General features: G+C 50.9%; 13 protein-coding genes. 9 read left to right on the forward strand and 4 right to left on the reverse strand.

Translation table 11 applies throughout. The features are described 5' to 3' along the window. Positions 1–4: 4 nt before the first annotated feature. The 3 genes from NHAL_RS06405 to NHAL_RS06415 are packed head-to-tail and all read right to left on the reverse strand — an operon-like array spanning position 5 to position 3,882. On the reverse strand, positions 5–733 hold the full coding sequence (locus NHAL_RS06405; protein WP_013032351.1) for a phosphorylase family protein: 729 nt from the start codon (positions 731–733) through the stop codon (positions 5–7). Positions 734–768: 35 nt separating this feature from the next. After that, positions 769–2,748 (reverse strand): squalene--hopene cyclase, encoded by a 1,980-nt coding sequence (gene shc / locus NHAL_RS06410; protein WP_013032352.1) that lies wholly within the window; start codon positions 2,746–2,748, stop codon positions 769–771. Between the two features lie 33 nt (positions 2,749–2,781). Then, positions 2,782–3,882: a phytoene/squalene synthase family protein gene (locus NHAL_RS06415; protein ID WP_013032353.1), complete on the reverse strand. Its 1,101-nt coding sequence runs from the start codon at positions 3,880–3,882 to the stop codon at positions 2,782–2,784. Positions 3,883–4,152: 270 nt separating this feature from the next. Here NHAL_RS06415 and NHAL_RS06420 point away from each other — a divergent pair, with 270 nt between their 5' ends. The 6 genes from NHAL_RS06420 to NHAL_RS06445 all read left to right on the forward strand — a co-directional run bounded on the left by NHAL_RS06420 (position 4,153) and on the right by NHAL_RS06445 (position 12,851). Continuing rightward, the gene (locus NHAL_RS06420; RefSeq protein WP_162010820.1) at positions 4,153–4,917 is read left to right on the forward strand and encodes a hypothetical protein; all 765 of its coding nucleotides are present in this window, start codon (positions 4,153–4,155) and stop codon (positions 4,915–4,917) included. Between the two features lie 699 nt (positions 4,918–5,616). After that, the gene (locus NHAL_RS06425; protein WP_013032355.1) at positions 5,617–6,228 is read left to right on the forward strand and encodes an ANTAR domain-containing response regulator; all 612 of its coding nucleotides are present in this window, start codon (positions 5,617–5,619) and stop codon (positions 6,226–6,228) included. Then, positions 6,215–7,807 (forward strand): sensor histidine kinase, encoded by a 1,593-nt coding sequence (locus NHAL_RS06430; RefSeq protein WP_013032356.1) that lies wholly within the window; start codon positions 6,215–6,217, stop codon positions 7,805–7,807. The genes NHAL_RS06425 and NHAL_RS06430 overlap by 14 nt, the downstream gene beginning before the upstream one ends. Before the next feature lie 560 nt (positions 7,808–8,367). After that, positions 8,368–9,186: a tyrosine-protein phosphatase gene (locus NHAL_RS06435; protein WP_013032357.1), complete on the forward strand. Its 819-nt coding sequence runs from the start codon at positions 8,368–8,370 to the stop codon at positions 9,184–9,186. Positions 9,187–9,277: 91 nt separating this feature from the next. Next, positions 9,278–11,551 carry a GumC family protein gene (locus NHAL_RS06440; RefSeq protein WP_013032358.1) on the forward strand — a complete coding sequence of 758 codons (2,274 nt, stop codon included), beginning with the start codon at positions 9,278–9,280 and terminating at the stop codon, positions 11,549–11,551. Positions 11,552–11,576: 25 nt separating this feature from the next. Then, the gene (locus tag NHAL_RS06445) at positions 11,577–12,851 is read left to right on the forward strand and encodes a tetratricopeptide repeat protein (RefSeq protein WP_013032359.1); all 1,275 of its coding nucleotides are present in this window, start codon (positions 11,577–11,579) and stop codon (positions 12,849–12,851) included. Between the two features lie 132 nt (positions 12,852–12,983). Here the strand turns inward: NHAL_RS06445 and NHAL_RS06450 are convergent, their stop codons facing one another. Then, a complete protein-coding gene (locus tag NHAL_RS06450) occupies positions 12,984–13,220 on the reverse strand; it encodes a hypothetical protein (protein WP_013032360.1) in 237 nt (78 codons plus the stop codon). Positions 13,221–13,378: 158 nt separating this feature from the next. On the opposite strand from NHAL_RS06450, the gene NHAL_RS06455 reads away from it, so the two are divergent. The 3 genes from NHAL_RS06455 to hldE all read left to right on the forward strand — a co-directional run bounded on the left by NHAL_RS06455 (position 13,379) and on the right by hldE (position 17,122). Continuing rightward, positions 13,379–14,908, forward strand: coding sequence for an O-antigen ligase family protein (locus NHAL_RS06455; protein ID WP_013032362.1), 1,530 nt, complete (start codon positions 13,379–13,381; stop codon positions 14,906–14,908). Positions 14,909–15,110: 202 nt separating this feature from the next. Continuing rightward, positions 15,111–15,668: a D-sedoheptulose-7-phosphate isomerase gene (locus tag NHAL_RS06460; protein WP_013032363.1), complete on the forward strand. Its 558-nt coding sequence runs from the start codon at positions 15,111–15,113 to the stop codon at positions 15,666–15,668. Positions 15,669–15,670: 2 nt separating this feature from the next. Continuing rightward, complete coding sequence (gene hldE, locus NHAL_RS06465) at positions 15,671–17,122, forward strand: bifunctional D-glycero-beta-D-manno-heptose-7-phosphate kinase/D-glycero-beta-D-manno-heptose 1-phosphate adenylyltransferase HldE (RefSeq protein WP_013032364.1); 1,452 nt, start codon at positions 15,671–15,673, stop codon at positions 17,120–17,122. Positions 17,123–17,134 lie beyond the last annotated feature (12 nt).

Here is a 17,134-nt window from a genome sequence, read left to right on the forward strand (position 1 = left end):
GGCTTTAGGGGGCGAGGAGGGTTGGACCCACCTGGGCCACTACGGTCTGCAAGGTAGCTCTTGCAGCCCGAAAATGCTTGGCCAGTTGCCACAGGCCGAGGACATCCCCGGGACGGGAGAACAGGCTTGCTAGCAGGGCCAACGGTTGCAGCCGACCTTGGGTATTCAGAGCGCTGAGGGCGGTAGCAGGCAGGGCAATTTGAGCCGGATCGGCGATTGCCCGGATCACCAAGAAGGGGACACCCGCCTGATTAGCCACCTTACCCACGGCGACACTTTCCATATCCACTGCCACGCATCCGCTGTGACGGTAGAGGCGGGCTTTTTCTTCCGGCGAGGAAAGAACGGTCTCTGTATGATGAAGTGGGGCACTGGAGAGGGTTAGCTTGTCCTCTAAGCGATCCAGAAGGCATTGCCGCCAGTGGGGATCAACCCAGTATTCTTCTCCCTCTAGGTATTGCACTCGCTGGGGCAAGAGCAGGACTCCCGCTTCCAAATGAGGTGCCAGCCCGCCGGCGACGCCCCAGCTGATTAAAGCCTGGGCGCCTGTAGACAAGAGGTTTTCAGCAGCCCGGCGAGCATGCTCAGGGCCGATACCAGACAGCTGTAAGCGAAGCGCACCGGCCAAGGAGACATCACTGCCAGGGCGCAGCTTCTGCTTGGTCAGGCAACGCCCTTCCGCAGGTAAGGCTGCCACCACACCGGCTCGAATGAAAGGTAATGGCGGTGCCATTGCCGCTTGGTTGACTCCACTGCCAGAACCGAGGATCAACACTGGCGATTGAGATGGTTACGGTATCGGGCTAGGGCCCAGAGGGGAAAAAATTTATCATAGCCATGGTACTTAAGATAAAACACCCGGGGAAACCCAGGGGCGTTAAAAGCGGGATGATCCCATAATCCGTCTCCTTGCTGGGTTTGCAGGAGGTAGATAATGCCTTGCTTAACTGATTCGCTGTCTGCTTCTCCGGCGGCCATTAGGGCAAGCAGGGCCCAAGCGGTATGCACGGGGGTGCTTTCCTGATAGCGGCCAGCCAGGGAGGAGTCAAAATAAGAATAGTTGTCTTCCCCCCAGCCTCCATCTGAACGTTGGACCTGCTTCAGCCAGTCCACCGCCTTGCGAATAAAACTTTCTTGGGGATCAAAGCCCGCCTGTTCCAGGGCCGTCAGCACCGACCAAGTCCCATAAATATAATTGGTTCCCCAACGCCCGAACCAGGAACCATTGGACTCTTGCTCTTGGCGCAGATAGTCCAGGGTCCGCTTTAGGGATTGGGCGTATTGGGGCTGGTTTAAACGTCCTAGCAGCGCCACACAACGGGCGCTGACATCCGCAGTGGGCGGGTCCAGCAGAGCCCCGTGATCAGCAAAGGGGATTTCATTTAAGTAATAATAAGTATTGTCGGAATCAAAGGCGGCAAACCCACCATTACGGGATTGCATCCCACAGAGCCAATCGCAGGCCCGCTGGATGGATTCTCCGTAGTGCTCCGGTGCTGCTGCTTGATCCATCGCCCAGGCCACCACCGCAGTATCATCTAGGTCTGGATAATAACTGTTGTTGTACTGAAAAGCCCAGCCCCCCCCTTTGAGATGGGGGTGTTGTTTTTGCCAATCTCCGGGCTGTTCTAAGATTTGCCGCTCCTTGAGCCAGTCAAGGGCACGGATGACCGGTGCAGTGGTATGTCCTCCTTCGGTTTCTTGGAGCGCTAAGGAAGCCAGGCCCGTGTCCCAAACGGGTGATAGACAGGGTTGACAGTAAGCTGAATCTCCCTCATCCACGAGCAGGTTCTGAATTGCTTTTTTAGCTTGGACCCGCAAGGGATGGTCAGGACCGTAACCCATCAGGATCAGTGCCTCATGGGCATTGACCATGGCGGGGAAAATGCCGCCGAGGCCATCTTCACCATTTAAGCGAGCGGTGAACCAGGTTTCCGCTTTTTTCATGGCATGGCGCCGCAGGGCTGAGGGGATAAGCGGTTCCAGCAAACGGGCCGTACGCTCCACATAAAGCAAAACCTTATTGAGGCGCGAGCGGATGGGAAAATAGTGACGTTCCTGCTCTGGCGGGGTAACAAACAGTTCTTGAATATGCACATCCCGGGGGTTTTGGGCCTGCCCTTTCAAGCTGTAGAGGATGGACAAGGGCACCATAACTGTCCGCGACCAGTAGGAAACCTTATTCAAATGGAAGGGAAACCAGCTTGGCAAGAGCATGATTTCCACAGGGATAAAGGGGACTCCACGCCAGGGGATCTGAGCAAACATGGCCAGCGCAAGGCGGGTAAAGACATTAGACTGGGCGGCGCCTCCCCGGGCCAGGATGGCTTCGCGGGCTCGGACCATATGAGGCGCGCTAGGATCATCACCAGCCAGTTTGAGAGCATAATAGACTTTTACGGAGCAGCTGATATCCAAATCGCCCCCCTCGTAAAGGGGCCAGCCCCCATGGTCGGCTTGCTTAGCCCGTAAACGAGCGGCCAGTTTGCGCTCGATTTCAGGTTCCAACTCGCCCGTAAAATGGGTCCAGAGAATATATTCAGCGGGGATAGTGCCATCCGCTTCCAGCACAAAGCACCAATGGCCATCCGCGTGCTGTAACTTGAGCAAGGCGTCCCGAGCAGCGGTGATGGCTGCACTGAGTTCAGTACGGTGAATACCTTGAGGTAAGGCTTCGGTTGCCGGAGAAGCGGCGGCGATGTCTACGGCGCCGGCGGATTCCGGAGCTTGTCGAAGTGCACGGGTCATAGTGAGATCCCCTCGCGTTTAATCCCATCAGGCCTATTTTTCTGGCGATGCTTGCAGTACAGGTGTTGCTTTGCTGTCGTTTCTGGTTGCCTCTAGTGGTATAAAAGGCACACCTTTCGCTGCAAGATTAAATAGGAATGTTAATACCTTATCGTGACTTGCTGCAATACTTGTTAAGATTATTGTTGTTTTTACGCTACGGCGAGAGATCTTGACCTGTTGGCTAGCTGAAAAATCCCGGTGCCGGTGTAGTTTGCGCAAAGTGAGAATGGCCATGCCAATGGCCCAGAGGCAAAAACGCCGGATACCGACCTCATTGGGTGGAATTAGCAGGGTATAGGTTAAGGCATTGCGGAGGTGGGCATGGGCAATACCAATAAGGTGTTGCAGGCCGTCACCAAAGGCCGGTTGATAGTGGCCTGGTGTGAGTTTATCCAAATCAAAACCCGTTTGCTCAAAGATACTGCGTGGCAGCCAGCAGATTTCCCTTTTCCGATCATCCCAGATATCCTTGAGGATGTTGGTCATCTGTAAACCTTGGCCGAAAGAGATCATCAGACTGTGGAGGGCTTCCCGGTTGCGGTTGGCCCCGGGGGAATAGTCGCAGAAAAGCTCCGTCAGCATTTCCCCCACTACGCCAGCGACGAAGTAGCAGTACCGGTCCATGGTTTCCATATCGGCTAGGCCCCGCAGGCTGGCGGTATTCTGAAAGCGGGGCATACCGTCGCACATAATGCGCACGCAACGCTCAAGGGCGGCCCGTTGGCGGGGAGTAAAGCTATGGGTGATCCGGATGATCCTCGGCGTATTTTGAATAAGTTCCCGCTCCGTGGCCAGGGTATGTTCGGAGAGCAGGGGGTATAGGGCCCGGGCAAAGAATTTAGCCGAGGCTTGCCCCGCGACGACGGCAATAAAGGTGTTGGAGAAAAATTTCTTTTGATCGATGCTTAGGCTGGGTTCGTCCTCAATAGTATCGGCGATGCGGCACAGCAGATAGCCGTTGGCCACCACCTCTTGCAGCTTCGGGGGAAGCTGGGGGATGGTGAGTGCGAACGTGCGGGAGACGCCAGGAAGGATATAATCCTGGTAGGCCTTGTCGATAGAATAGCAACTTATATTATAAGAGCCCATCATTTTTGAAAGGAGGCGCCGTTGTTTTCCTAATTTAAGCGCACATTAGGATATTATTATGAGTTACTGTGAGGCCTAATATTACCGGAACCACCGTATTAGCGGAACCGCAATGCCGCGTCTCCATGGTGGGCATTATCTGAAGTAGTCTTTTAGTCTCAACTATATACTTTAATATTGAGTGCAACAACTCCAAACTTCAGCCCCCCCCTAAAAAAGCTGGGGCTGACTATTTTTATCCTCTGGTTGGCCATCTTGGCTTGGGAGGGTGGCTTGAATGAGCAGGGGGGCGCCTACATTGACCGAATATTCAAACAGGCTTTGACCACATTTGCGGTGGCGCGAACCTTGAACGGTATCATCTCTGTAGCCCAGGGGACAAAACTGGCTGTTGAGCCCACCGGTGTGGGTGTGAATTTTGCCCTGGGAGAAATTCTGGACCCGGTCAATGATCTCATTGAGCGTTTTTCTTGGGTAATGTTGGCTAGCACCACTTCTCTAGGCATACAAAAATTGTTGCTAGAAATGACCGGCTGGTGGGGCATGCAGGTGTTGTTATTGGGGTCCGTTTTATTGTTTATCGCCCGTTTGTGGTTACCTCTACTATCACGCTGGAATTTACCTTTTTTTATCGATAAATTACTGCTATTGACTTTGTTCCTTAATCTTGCCATGCCTGTAATTGCTTCCTTGAGTAGTCAAGTGTTTGAAAATTTTATCGAGGATAAGCAACGAGCTTCCGTCAGCGCCTTGGAACAGAAAAGTAGGGAACTCAAGCAATTGGGTGAGTCAATACCTTCAAAAGAGGAAGAGGTACAGAAAAAAAACTGGCGCGATAAATTTTCTGCGTTGTGGGGTGACATGCGAAGCTCGCTTAATTTTGAAGCAGAAATTGAGCAACTAAAGGAGAAATCGGAAGAAATTGCTGAACATGTCGTTGATCTAATCGTGGTTTTTGTTCTGCAGACGATACTTCTTCCTTTGTTACTGCTTTGGTTTTTGCTGCGGATTATAGCGCTCCCCTCCAGTCCAAAATAATGAATTAAATTTTTGATTTTAATTGATTATTTTAATATCCGATGCCATGTTTGAGCTTGAAAAGCTATATTGGAATTAACCTTAGCGACAACTGACTTATACCGCCGGCTCCGCCATAATAACTCCTGCTTCTAGCTATATATTCCATTGTTTTTTAAAACTTTTATTTAATTTTCTTGGGCCAAGCCAGGCTTGATATTTTCCATTAAAACCCTCTTCATTGCCTTCTCATAATTTGTTCCGTCGCTAAATTGCGTCATTAAAGCACGGTGCTATTCCTTGGTTATTTATAAAAATTAAAACAAAACAAAGACTTATTAATAAGGCATGATATTTGAATATCCACCTACATCGCATAAGGGTTAAGAACGGCGTTTTTTTAAGCATTCTGTGGGCACTTTCGTCCAGTTATCGCTGCCGATATGTCCGGAAGCATGCGCCCAACCCGTTCCCATTGGTCATCACGCAAACTTAGTCGCAGTATTTCCATACCCAATGGGCCTAACATGGCAAGTGAAATGCCAACAGGAACTAGTCACTCATTAATTTATAGAGGGGGCTGGCTATTTTTATATGGTTTGTTGCTTTGAATGAGTATGGGGAAACTAGATTGATCGGGTCTTCAAGTAGACCCTAGTTACCTTTGCATTAGCCTGAACTTTTATGTAGAGAATGGCAGAGTAAAGAGGCGTTAATAAGATGTACCCATGCAAGATACTATTAGTCGATGATGAGCGATTTATTCTTTCGACGTTGGCACAGGGATTGCGAAATGCGGGTTATCAAGTCTTCGAAGCCACTTCCGGTCAGGCAGCCATGACTTTTGCTGAAGATGTGAAACCTGCAATTGCAATTATGGATATTCGTATGCCGGGGATGTCGGGTATAGAGGTGGGTCGTTGGTTTCGGGAACAAGGGATCCCGTTCATTTTTCTTTCTGCCTATAACGATGACGAGACAGTAAAAATGGCCATCGAAGAAGGCGCGTCAGGTTATCTTGTCAAGCCTATTGATGTGCCTCAACTGTTGCCAGCTCTCCATGCTGCCAGGGAGCGTGCTGAAGAAATTAAAAAGCTTAAGGAATCGGAAGAGCAATTAAATGTGGCATTAAGGGGAAGTCGGGAAATTAGTATCGCGGTAGGGTTGTTTATGGAACGCTATCGCCTCACCGAGAGAGAGGCTTTTGAACGTCTCCGATCCCACGCCAGAGCGCAACGTTGCAAGTTGCACCACTTAGCTCGGGACGTTATAAACGCTGGCGAGCAGATTAATTGTATCAGTGGTAAGGTGAGGAGGTGTGAACATTCCTAGGGTAGAACAGAAACCGTCTAAAGACGAAGCTATCCTTAATTTGATTGCCGATTGTGCAAAAGAGATGTGCCAAGATGAAGGATGGTTCGATGGAGTGGTTGGCGTATTAGAACGCCTTGGCAAAAAATTTGCCCTTAGTCGCGTCTATTTGGCAGAAAACCTTACTAAAGAAACCTTCGAGTTGCGGATATCCATTCGTGCCGAATGGACAAAGCCGGGTTGGAGGTGCCCTCTTGGCAAGCAAAAAAACCGAAACTTTTTAGGGAGCGAGGAAGGGATAAATCGCTGGTGGGGGCGTTTAGCTCAAGAAAGCCTATTGTCGACGAGTATGAGTGATTTTCCCCAGGAAGTCCGGGCGGTGCTCGGTTCAATGGGGGGGGGCACTTTACTGGTTGCTTTGCTTGCCGTGGATGGAAAACCATGGGGGTTTTTGGCTTGCTACGAACAAACAGAGCGTTACTGGACAAGCGAGGAGGCTACCGTGTTGCGGCTGGTTGCAGGGATTCTAGCGGCCGCTATTGAACGGAGCAACAAGCTTAGACAGAGGACCCAACGGCGGGAGAGGCTTGCGGAATTAGTTGAAGAAATTCCCGAGATTTTTTGGTCAATAGAAGGAAATAGGCTGAAATTATTATATGTGAGTCCTTCGTTTGAGCGAATGTGGGGTTGTTCACAAAAAGCAATGTCTAGCGATCCGTTAGGTTTTCTCAAAAATGCTTTTCCTGAAAAGGGAGGGCAGGCCAGAAGCATTTTTGATGTTGGCTTCTTGCAAAAACAAAAGGGAACTTCTATTCACGAAGAGCAATTTCGTGTTCTGGTTCCTGACGGTAAAACGCGGTGGATTAGTCTGCGTTGTTCCATTTTGATGGAGGAAAACAAGGGTGCTGGACTCATCATGGGATTGGCGACGGACATTACTGAATATAAGCGACGGGAGATGCGATGGCTGACCCAAAGGGAATCGTTAATTCGCGAGGTCCATCATAGGATTAAAAACCATCTCCAGGGACTGGTGGGCCTGTTGCAACAGTATATCCATCATTTTCCTGAATTGACTCAGCCAATGCAAGCGGCAATTAGCCAGATTGCAGCGGTGGCAGCTATTCATGGTCTCCAAGCGATTAACAAAGGGGGCCAGATAAAATTAGAGGAGACGGTGGGAGCCATTTGCCATAATGCGGGCAGAGTTGCTAATTGCCCGATTCATTTTGATGATGGTACGGTCGCTTTAGACACCCCGATTATTATTGTGGAACAGGAAGCAGTTCCTGTCGCCCTTATTGTGAATGAGTTAGTGCTTAATGCTTGCAAGCATCGTGATACCAAGAGCGGAGAGATTCGGATATGGTTAACAGCAAGCACCCAGGGAAAGAGCGCCGAGTTATTGATCCGCAATGAACCTGCTTGCTTGAATGAGGAATTAGATTTTGTTTCGGGACAAGGACTCGGTACGGGGTTAGGGTTAGTCAAATCCTTGTTGCCACCTGTGGGAGCTAGGCTTACTATCAAAGAACGGGATGGCGGAGTCGAAGCTTATCTTGGGCTAAGTTCACCCGTCCTTCAAGTTCAATCTATCTGAGAAATAGCTTTATGAAATTGAAATTTTTTGATACTCCGTCAGTCACTGTAGGGCGCTTCTTGAGTAATACTAATTTACCTTCATATTTTTTATTTCTAAAGGCTTGACAATTTCTCCTTCTTTATTACACTTTCCGGGTAATGCATGTTTGCCCCAGCCCTTGGCAACATGTCATAAAAAATTAATGAATCCTCGTATCTGAAGGGGACATTTCCCAGATACCTTCCTTAAATGCACGTCATTTCCCCAATCCCCGGTGGCGTGTTAATCGCAAGTTAAAAAATCCGTATTCTGTTGCCAGAGCTAAAAACTTTTGGGTCTTGAAAGGGAAGCTATAGACGCTGCCCTTAAAAAACTTTAACTCCAAAAAATTTTTAGCATTTTTAGCTTAAAAGCAGTACTAATTTTTTAATGGCTTGTGAGAGCAGCGAAATAAAAAATTAAGATGTTCTATCGATGACAGATCATCCATTCTAAAAAGCGATAAAGATCCTTGCTGTGCAAACAAAATGTATACGGTAGGGCGGTAGCGTGCTTAAGACTTTATAAATTATATTGATATGATTGATTTGCATTGCCATATTTTGCCGGGGATCGATGACGGCGCCTCTGATCTGGAAACTGCTTTGGCCATGGCACGCCTAGCCGTCAGTGATCAGATCACGACCATCGCCTGTACTCCCCACATTTACCTGGGGCTCTATGACAACACCGTAGAGGGAATCCAGACGGCAATGGAACGGTTGCGGCAAGCACTGGCGGCGGCGGATATCGAGCTGGAATTGGTCATGGGGGCAGACATCCAGATTACCCCGGATCTGAGAAAAAGGTTGCAGGCCGGCGAAGTGCCTACGCTGAATAGCTCTCGTTATTTTCTATTTGAACCGCCTCATCATGTTTGTCCTCCCCGTTTCTCCGAGCTGGCATTCAACCTGTCTGCCTATGGCTATGTGCCGATTATTACCCATCCTGAACGGTTGACTTGGATTGGCGACCATTATGAGTTGTTCGTTGAACTGGCGTTAAAAGGGGTTTGGATGCAGGTGACAGCAGGCAGTCTCAGCGGTCGCTTTGGGCGCCGTGCTCGCTACTGGGGGGAGCGTATGTTGGATGAAGGACTGGTCCATTTGCTTGCGACCGATGCCCATGGTTTAGGGCGGCGTCCGCCTTTGTTGAGTGAAGGAGTGATGGCCGCAGAAAAGTGGGTAAGCGCCGAAGAGGCCAGGCAATTGGTCGAGGGCCGACCCCAAGCGGTCTTAGCCAATCAGGCTCCTGATTCTGTCCCTCAGCCTCCGGCATTGAACGGAGGGTATCCGGCAGAGGCAAAACCGGGGGGAATGGGTAGAAGGTTGTCCCAGTGGTTAGGGCTTGGAAGATGAAATTTGCATTCAGTCCCCATTTAGGGTTGTTGCATTTATTGGTTGCCGGAAAACCAAAGTCTTTGATAGAGGACATTAGGCGGAGAGCCCAGTGAACAACGAAGAAAAATCCCATCTTCCGACCCCCAACGTTCAATCAGACGGCGCACTCGCCAAGCGTCCGCCTTCGTCTGTGACTCTCCCTCAGTCTGGAGTGTATTACAGTCATCCCGATGAGGGTGAAATCAATCTTCTCGATCTGTGGCGGATTTTGGTTCGCCGGAAGTGGATGGTGTTGACCTTTTTTCTCATTGTGGCCACGGCAGGGATAACCGCCAGCTTTCTCATGACCCCTATTTACCGGGCTGGAGTAACTATACTAATCGACCGAGAGTTACCCAAGGTAGTGGAATATGAAGATATTGCACCGGTTGAATCGGCTGCCTCGCGGGAGGAGTTTTATCAGACACAATATGGTCTTTTGAAAAGCCGCAGTTTGGCCAAGCGAGTCTTTGAGAAGCTGAGCTTGGCGCGGCATCCGGTGTTTGCCGCCGACCAGGATCCTTCCCTTTTGGGCAGATTAAAGTCTTTTTTAAAGAATCTCTGGATGGAGCAAGCCCCTAGTGCAGCAGGTGGGACAGAAAAACTTATTGATCAATTTCAAGAAGGACTAATGGTCGATCCGGTCAAAAACTCCCGACTGGTGAAAGTCTATTATGACAGCCCGGATCCGAAACTATCCGCCCAGGTGGTTAAAACTTTGGCTCAGGTTTTTATCAGCGCCAATTTGGAGCGCCGTTACGATGCCACTGCCCACGCCCGTGGCTTTCTGAAAGACCGACTCCTGCAAGCTAAAGCCCGCTTAGAGGAGACCGAGCAAAAACTGGTGGAATATGCCAATAACCATGACATTATCAATTTTGATGAAAGCCAACCGCTCGTTGCTCAAGAGTTAGAAGACGCGAGCGCCTCCCTTGCTGCCGCTCAAGAAGAGCGGGCCAAGAGCGAAGCCCTTTACCAGCAGATGCAAAAAACCGCCTCCCAGGGATTACCCCAGGTTTTGCAAAGCTCGATGATACAGCTACTCAAGGAAAGTTTGGCCAAGTTAGAGGGTGAATATGGGGAAAATCTTCTTGTTTATAAGCCCGATTATCCCAAGATGAAGCAGCTACGGGAACAAATGGACAAGCTGCAAGCAAAAATCGACGAGGAGGTGGATAATGTGCGGGCTGCCATTCGGTCAAACTATGAGGCGGCTATGGCCCTGGAAAGTTTGCTGGCAGAAAGGGTAAAAGCTGCAAAAGAGGAAATTAAAGATCTCGCTCAACGGAGTATTCAGTATCAGGTGCTGGCGCGGGAAACTGATACGAGCCGCCAGCTCTACGAAGGGCTGCTGCAACGCTATAAAGAAATCGGCGTGGCCGGCGGAGTGGGATTGAACAATATCTCAGTGGTGGATCCGGTCAAGATTCCCTTGGAGCCCCATAAGCCTAGTCTTAAACTCAACGCCTTGTTGTCTATGATTCTCGGTCTTTTCGGTGGCATTGGTCTAGCTTTTCTGTTTGAGCATTTAGACGATACCTTGAAACAATCAGAAGAGATGGAACGAATTCTGGAATTACCCACCTTGGGGCTAATCCCCTTATTCAATAACCCAAATAAAGCCCTTTCAAGGGGGACTGCACTGGCCTTGGTGAGCACTGAAGATAAGCGCTCGGCTTTTGCAGAGGCCTACCGTTCCGTGCGGACTGCATTGCAGTTTTCCACCCCTAAAGGAGCTCCCAAGAGTCTATTGGTGGTAAGTGCTGGCAAGGGGGAGGGAAAAAGCACTACGGCTGCCAGCCTAGCCATTCACTTTGCCCAGGCAGGGGAAAAAGTCCTATTAGTGGATGCGGATTTGCGCAATCCTTCCTTGCACCGTGTCCTAGAAGCAGACAATAGTTTGGGGTTGACTCACCATTTGGCCGGGGAAGCCACGCCGGTGGAAATTAGCCAGCCCACTACGGTTCCCAACCTCTTTCTTATTACCGCTGGACCCCTACCTCCGGATCCTGCAGGGTTGCTAGGGAGCGCCAAGATGATGTCCTTGCTCTCCACAGCAAAGGAAAAGTTTGATCATGTAATCTTGGATGGGCCGCCGGTGCTAGGACTTGCCGATGCGCTGATACTGGGTAATCTCGTGGAAGGAGCCTTGTTTGTGGTTTCGGCGGGAGGTACTCGGCGTACTTTTGCGCAGGGAGCAATCAAGCGGTTAAAGATGGGGCAGATCCTTATTCTAGGCGGCGTTTTAACCAAATTTGACAATCGCAATCATGGTCATGGCTATGATTACTATTATTATAGTGATGATTCCATGCCTTCCTTACCAGATCAGAAAGTTGCCTAATTAATTTCCCAGCTCGGAGCAGACAGTGGTTGCTACCCGATCCCCGGGAAAGGATTCCTTCAAGCAAGCAATACGCTGGCTTGCAATAACCGGGGTGGGGCTCTTCCTGGCATGGCGCATATTGCTGCTTGGCATAGGGGAGCACTATGCTTCCCGCGACCCGGAGCAAGCGCTGGCCTGGGATGCCCGGCACCCTCTAGCTCTGCGCAATCAGGCTGCTCGCCTACTGGAAAGCGCACCGGAGCAGGCTGGCCACCTACTGCAGGAAACCCTGCGACAAAATCCTAGCGATGCTAGGGCTTATGCCATGTTGGCCCTCCTTCGGGAAAGGGCAGGTCATTTGGCAGTCGCCCAGCAACTGATGGAGCAGGCTTCCGCTCTGGGACCTAGGCTGTGGCCGGTCCAATTGGAAGCTGCCGGCTTTTGGCTGAGGCAGCGGCGCTTGGACCAAGCCATCCAAAGTTGGGATACCGCTTTGCAGATGCGAGCAAGCCTTTCTGAAGAGATTTTTCCTCTATTGCTTAGGATTGCCGAGCGCCCTGGATTGCGCCCGAGCTTTTTTCCTCTGGCCCGTACCTCCCCTTCTTGGTGGCCGAACTTTTTTGCTTATGTCGCAGTTAATGCAGAGCAGTTGGCGACTGTGCGTGCTTTATACGATGCCAAAGGCGAGCGTAGTCCTTCCGCTCAAGAACGGCAATCATTTGTTTCTCGACTGCAATGGGAAGGACAGTGGATGGAGGCTTACTTTACCTGGGTGAATGCCCTGGATAAGGTCGAGGTACAGGCCCCCGGCAATCTTTTCAATGGTCATTTCGAGCGGCCTCTGGCGAATGAAGGCTTTGGTTGGCATTTTAGCCAGCCGCGGGGGGTCGAGATTGATACCGTCTCCACCTCGGGGATGGAGGGGGAGCAGGCTTTGCGGGTTGCGTTCTTCGGCCAACGGGTTCGTTTCAAGCACCTGTTTCAGCCGCTCTTATTATCCCCGGGAGCTTATCAACTGAGAGGGAATGTCCGGCTGGATAATTTAGAAACCACCCTAGGTTTACGATGGACTGTCTATTGTCTCGCCCCTGCTCAGCAGCAGCTTGCTGCCAGCGAGCGCTTGGCAGGTGCCAGCCTTTGGCGTCGATTTAGCTTCTCTTTTGAAGTGCCTACGGAAGATTGTAGCGTGCAATTGCTAGGTTTAGAGCTGCTAGGACGAGCACCTGCTGATTTTGAGGTGCGGGGAACGGCCTGGTTTGATTCCTTGGCTATCGAACCGGTAATGGAAGCCCATTCTGTACCAGTAAAACCTGAATAGAGGATTGGAGTGCGAGCAGGCTAATATCGTCTGCTTGTGATCCTAGGAGTCCCCTGGCTTTGGTTGGGGGAGGATGTTAAACGCTAAAAGTAAAGAGAAACATTATGAAAGGTATTATGAAACCTATTCCTATCATGGTAATAGGATTAGGGTTGAGCTTCTCAGCCCCGTCTTTTGGTTTTGGTGGTGTGTGGGTGACGCAGGGAGTGCAATTAGCCAGTCCGGATAGGCCCGATAGGCCCGATAGGCCCGATAGGCCCGATAGGCCCGATAGGCCCGATAGGCCCGATAGGCCCGATAGGCACAGTAGGTATGATAGACCTGACAGGCCCGAGAGACCCGAAAGACCTGAAAGACCCGAGAGGCCATGGAGGTTAGGCCAGGTGATCCATATAGGTCAGATCATTCAGATAAGCCAGGTAAGCCAGGGAGGACAGGGAGACCAGATAGTCCAGATAAACCAAGGCAAATAGGCCTAGTTTAAGAATCATTTTAGAACGAGGTAATAACTGTCTTTAGGATAGGGGATGGTGAAGAAAAATAATCCAGCCATAAAGAGCAACTATCCAGTGTCCGCCATGGATGAAAAGCAAAGCCCGGGGATAATATTGGCAGTGGTTTTCCTGTTTGCGCCCCTTTTCTGGGCGGGGAACGGGCCGCTACCTCTCATTGCCCTGGAGTTAGCAGGCTTAGTCCTGCTCGCTTTATGGTGGGCTCACTCCCAAGGACAAAAAAAGTTAAGTATTGCTGAGAATGTCCTTGTGGGTGGAATTTTGCTCTTCCCCTTATTCCAGTTAATCCCTTTGCCCCCGGTGTTTTGGGCTGAGTCTCTCCCCGGGCGCGCGTTTTACGCCGAGGCCCTTCGCGAAGCCCTGGGGGAGCGCTCTTTTTCTGAAGCATGGCGCCCTGTGGCCCTTATTCCTCGCCATGCGGAAGCCGCCTGGCTGGCTCTACTTCCCCCCGTCGGGGTTTTTTTAGTTGCTCGGAGTTTGTCTCACCAGCAGCTTCAAAGGCTGGTCTACCTGTTCTTGGGTATTGCAGTATTCCAGGCGGTATTAGGATTGATTCAATTCGGTGCAGGCTCGGAGAGTGTTTTCCGCTTGGGGAATGAGCATTATAGGAACAGTGCAGTAGGCACCTATGTGAATCGTAACCATCTAGCGGGTCTGTTGGAAATGGCGTTGCCGGTAGTTTTGGCGCTGCTTATCGCAACAGTAGGCCAACCTTTCGAGCTATCACATCGTCGCGGAGGGTGGCGTCAGCGCCTTTTGACCTGGGGTAGCCGGCAGGGCAGCCGCTCCATGTTGTACGCTGGGATGGCTTTGGTGATCTTGTTGGGGATGGTATTTACTCGTTCTCGAGCCGGGATTTTGTTGGCGATGGTGGGACTCTTCCTGAGTTTTTGGGTTTTTGCGTGGAAGCTTGGTGGCCGAAAGGTGTATGGCACGGTCGGGGTGCTCACTTTTGCCGGAGCGGTGCTGGCTCTAGAGATAGGACTTGCCCCTATCTTCAAGCGTTTTGCAGCTTTGGATGATCCCATGCAAGAAGGTCGCTGGGCGATTTTTGCTGGAACCCTGCGCGCCATCGGCGAGTTTTTCCCCTTTGGGAGCGGCAGTGGGAGTTTCGCGGAAGTATTCCAACGTTTTCAGCCCGTGGATTTTCTCGGTGGATTCGTCCATCGTGCCCATAATGATTATCTGGAATGGCTCTTGGTGGGAGGATTGCCGGCTGCTGTATTGATAGTCGCTACGCTCTTGCTCTATTTTCGGCAGTGGATAAAAGTTTGGCGTGGAAAACAGGCTTCTAAATTTTATTTTATTCAGATAGGCGCGGGGGTAGGATTGTTCTTGCTGCTGCTCCATACTCTAGTAGATTTTAATCTCCACATTCCAGCTAATGGGATTTTCTTTGCTTTCCTCTTAGGGGTTTTTTTCCATCCCTTGAAGGTGCCGCGACGCAGTCAGCAAAAAAAGCAAATTTCACCAATTACAAAATATAATCCACCGGAACCTCGGAAAATACCTCCAGAGAACCGGACAAATCCTTTTGTCCATTAAAGGCAAGCGTGGCCTGCAGCCGTGAGCAGGATGAAATTAATCACGCTCTAGAAAGCTCTTCACCTCTAACTATTAGCTGCGGCGCTATGCTTCCCCGTTGTCAAAAAAACTTATCACCGCTTTGTTTCGTTATAGCTAGCTGGGTTTGTCGGCCTAAGGTTCGTGTCATTCGGTATCCAGGATTTAGGGGTTTTACACTTAAATGAGCCAAATAAACATAGAGGATTGTCTTAGGGAGCACCGGCGCGCAGTGGATGCCGTTGCCGCTATGGGCAGTGAAATAGCCGCCGCAGCAGAGATGTTAAAGCGCACTTTCAAGAGCAGGGGAAGAGTATTTATCTGTGGTAATGGTGGTTCCGCAGCCGACGCCCAACATTTTGCTGCCGAACTCACCGGTCGTTTTAATCGAGACCGGAAAGGATATCCGGTTGTGGCGCTAACCACGGATACATCCGCACTTACCGCTATTGGTAACGACTATGGTTTTGAGCGCGTATTTGCGCGACAACTAGAAGCCTTAGCTGGCGCTGGCGATCTACTCATAGTCATTAGCACCTCAGGTAATTCTCCAAACATAGTGCGTGCTATGGAGGCGGCCCGGGCATGCAGTCTTTCTACTATCGGTCTCTTTGGGCGCGATGGCGGCGAGCTGGCCGGACGCGTGGATCTCTCTCTGGTGGTACCGGTCCAATCGACGGCGCGCATCCAAGAAGCCCATATTATCATCCTCCATTTGTTGTGCGAGTCTTTTGAGATTTAGCCATGAAGATCGAATTTCCGGATTTCAGCAAGTGTCGTGTCCTTGTAGTTGGTGACGTCATGCTCGACCGGTACTGGCATGGCGGGACCTCGCGCATTTCTCCCGAGGCACCGGTGCCGGTTGTGTGTGTGAAGGACATGGAAGAGCGGCCGGGGGGTGCGGCTAATGTGGCCCTCAATTTATCGGCTTTGGGCTTGGAGCCGCTCCTTATGGGTTTGGTTGGGGATGATGTTGCTGCAGATACCCTTACTGAGAAGTTGGAGGCGGCGGGGGTGAGTTGCGGTTTCCACCGCGTCGGGGGAATAGCGACAACGGCTAAATTACGGGTGCTAAGTAGCCATCAGCAACTTATCCGCCTGGATTTCGATTCACCGTTTCCGCGGGCCGCCGCCGATGCTATAACCGAACTGTTCTATTCTGCTCTAAGGAAAGTAGAGGTAGTGGTTTTCTCCGACTATGGAAAGGGAACGTTGAGCGCAGTAAGTGACTTAATCGCAGCAGCTCAAACGGCCGGCAAATGGATACTGGTCGATCCGAAGGGCCGCGATTTCTCGATTTATCGGGGCGCCAATTTGCTGACTCCAAACCTAGCCGAATTCGAAGCAGTGGTGGGACGCTGTCCTGATGAAGCAAGCTTATCCCAGCGAGGCAGGGAATTGGTGGGCCATCTTGGTTTGACCGGGTTACTGATCACTCGAGGAGAGCAGGGCATGACTCTGATCCCCGCAGCCGGGGCAGAGTTGCACTTACCTACACAAGCGCGTGAAGTCTTTGATGTTACCGGAGCTGGCGACACCGTCATCGCGGTGCTGGCGGCGGGTTTGGCGGCAGGGCTTTGCCTTGAAAAGGCCATTGCTCTCAGTAATGTTGCTGCAGGGCTGGTGGTTGGCAAGCTTGGCACTGCGGTGGTGAGTCCCTCCGAACTTCGCCAAGCGTTTATGGTTGAGGCGGAATCTGGAAAAGGGATTTTGAATGAAGAGCAGTTGCTTTTGGCGGTGGCAGATGCCCGTGCCCAGGGTGAAACCATAGTGATGACGAATGGATGTTTTGACATCTTGCATGCGGGGCATGTGGCATACCTGGAGATGGCCAAGTGCCGGGGTGACCGCCTTATCGTGGCGGTCAATGACGACGCCTCGGTACGCGCACTTAAGGGTAATGGCCGCCCGCTAAACAATATTCAGCGCCGTATGGCAGTACTTGCTGGCTTAAAGAGCGTCGACTGGGTTGTGCCTTTTTCCGAAGTGACCCCAGAACGTCTTATTTGTCGCATCGCTCCTGACTTATTGGTTAAAGGCGGAGATTATACGCCGCAGAAGATTGCGGGCTACGACTGTGTGAAGGCGGCAGGTGGTGAGGTTGAGGTCATGGGTTTCGAACCTGGAGTATCGTCTTCAACCATTATTGAGCGGATTCGCAGTGAGTACGTCGCCAATATTAAGGAGAGGGCATGATCGTCGTGACAG

Source organism: Nitrosococcus halophilus Nc 4 (genome assembly GCF_000024725.1).
Lineage (GTDB): Bacteria > Pseudomonadota > Gammaproteobacteria > Nitrosococcales > Nitrosococcaceae > Nitrosococcus > Nitrosococcus halophilus.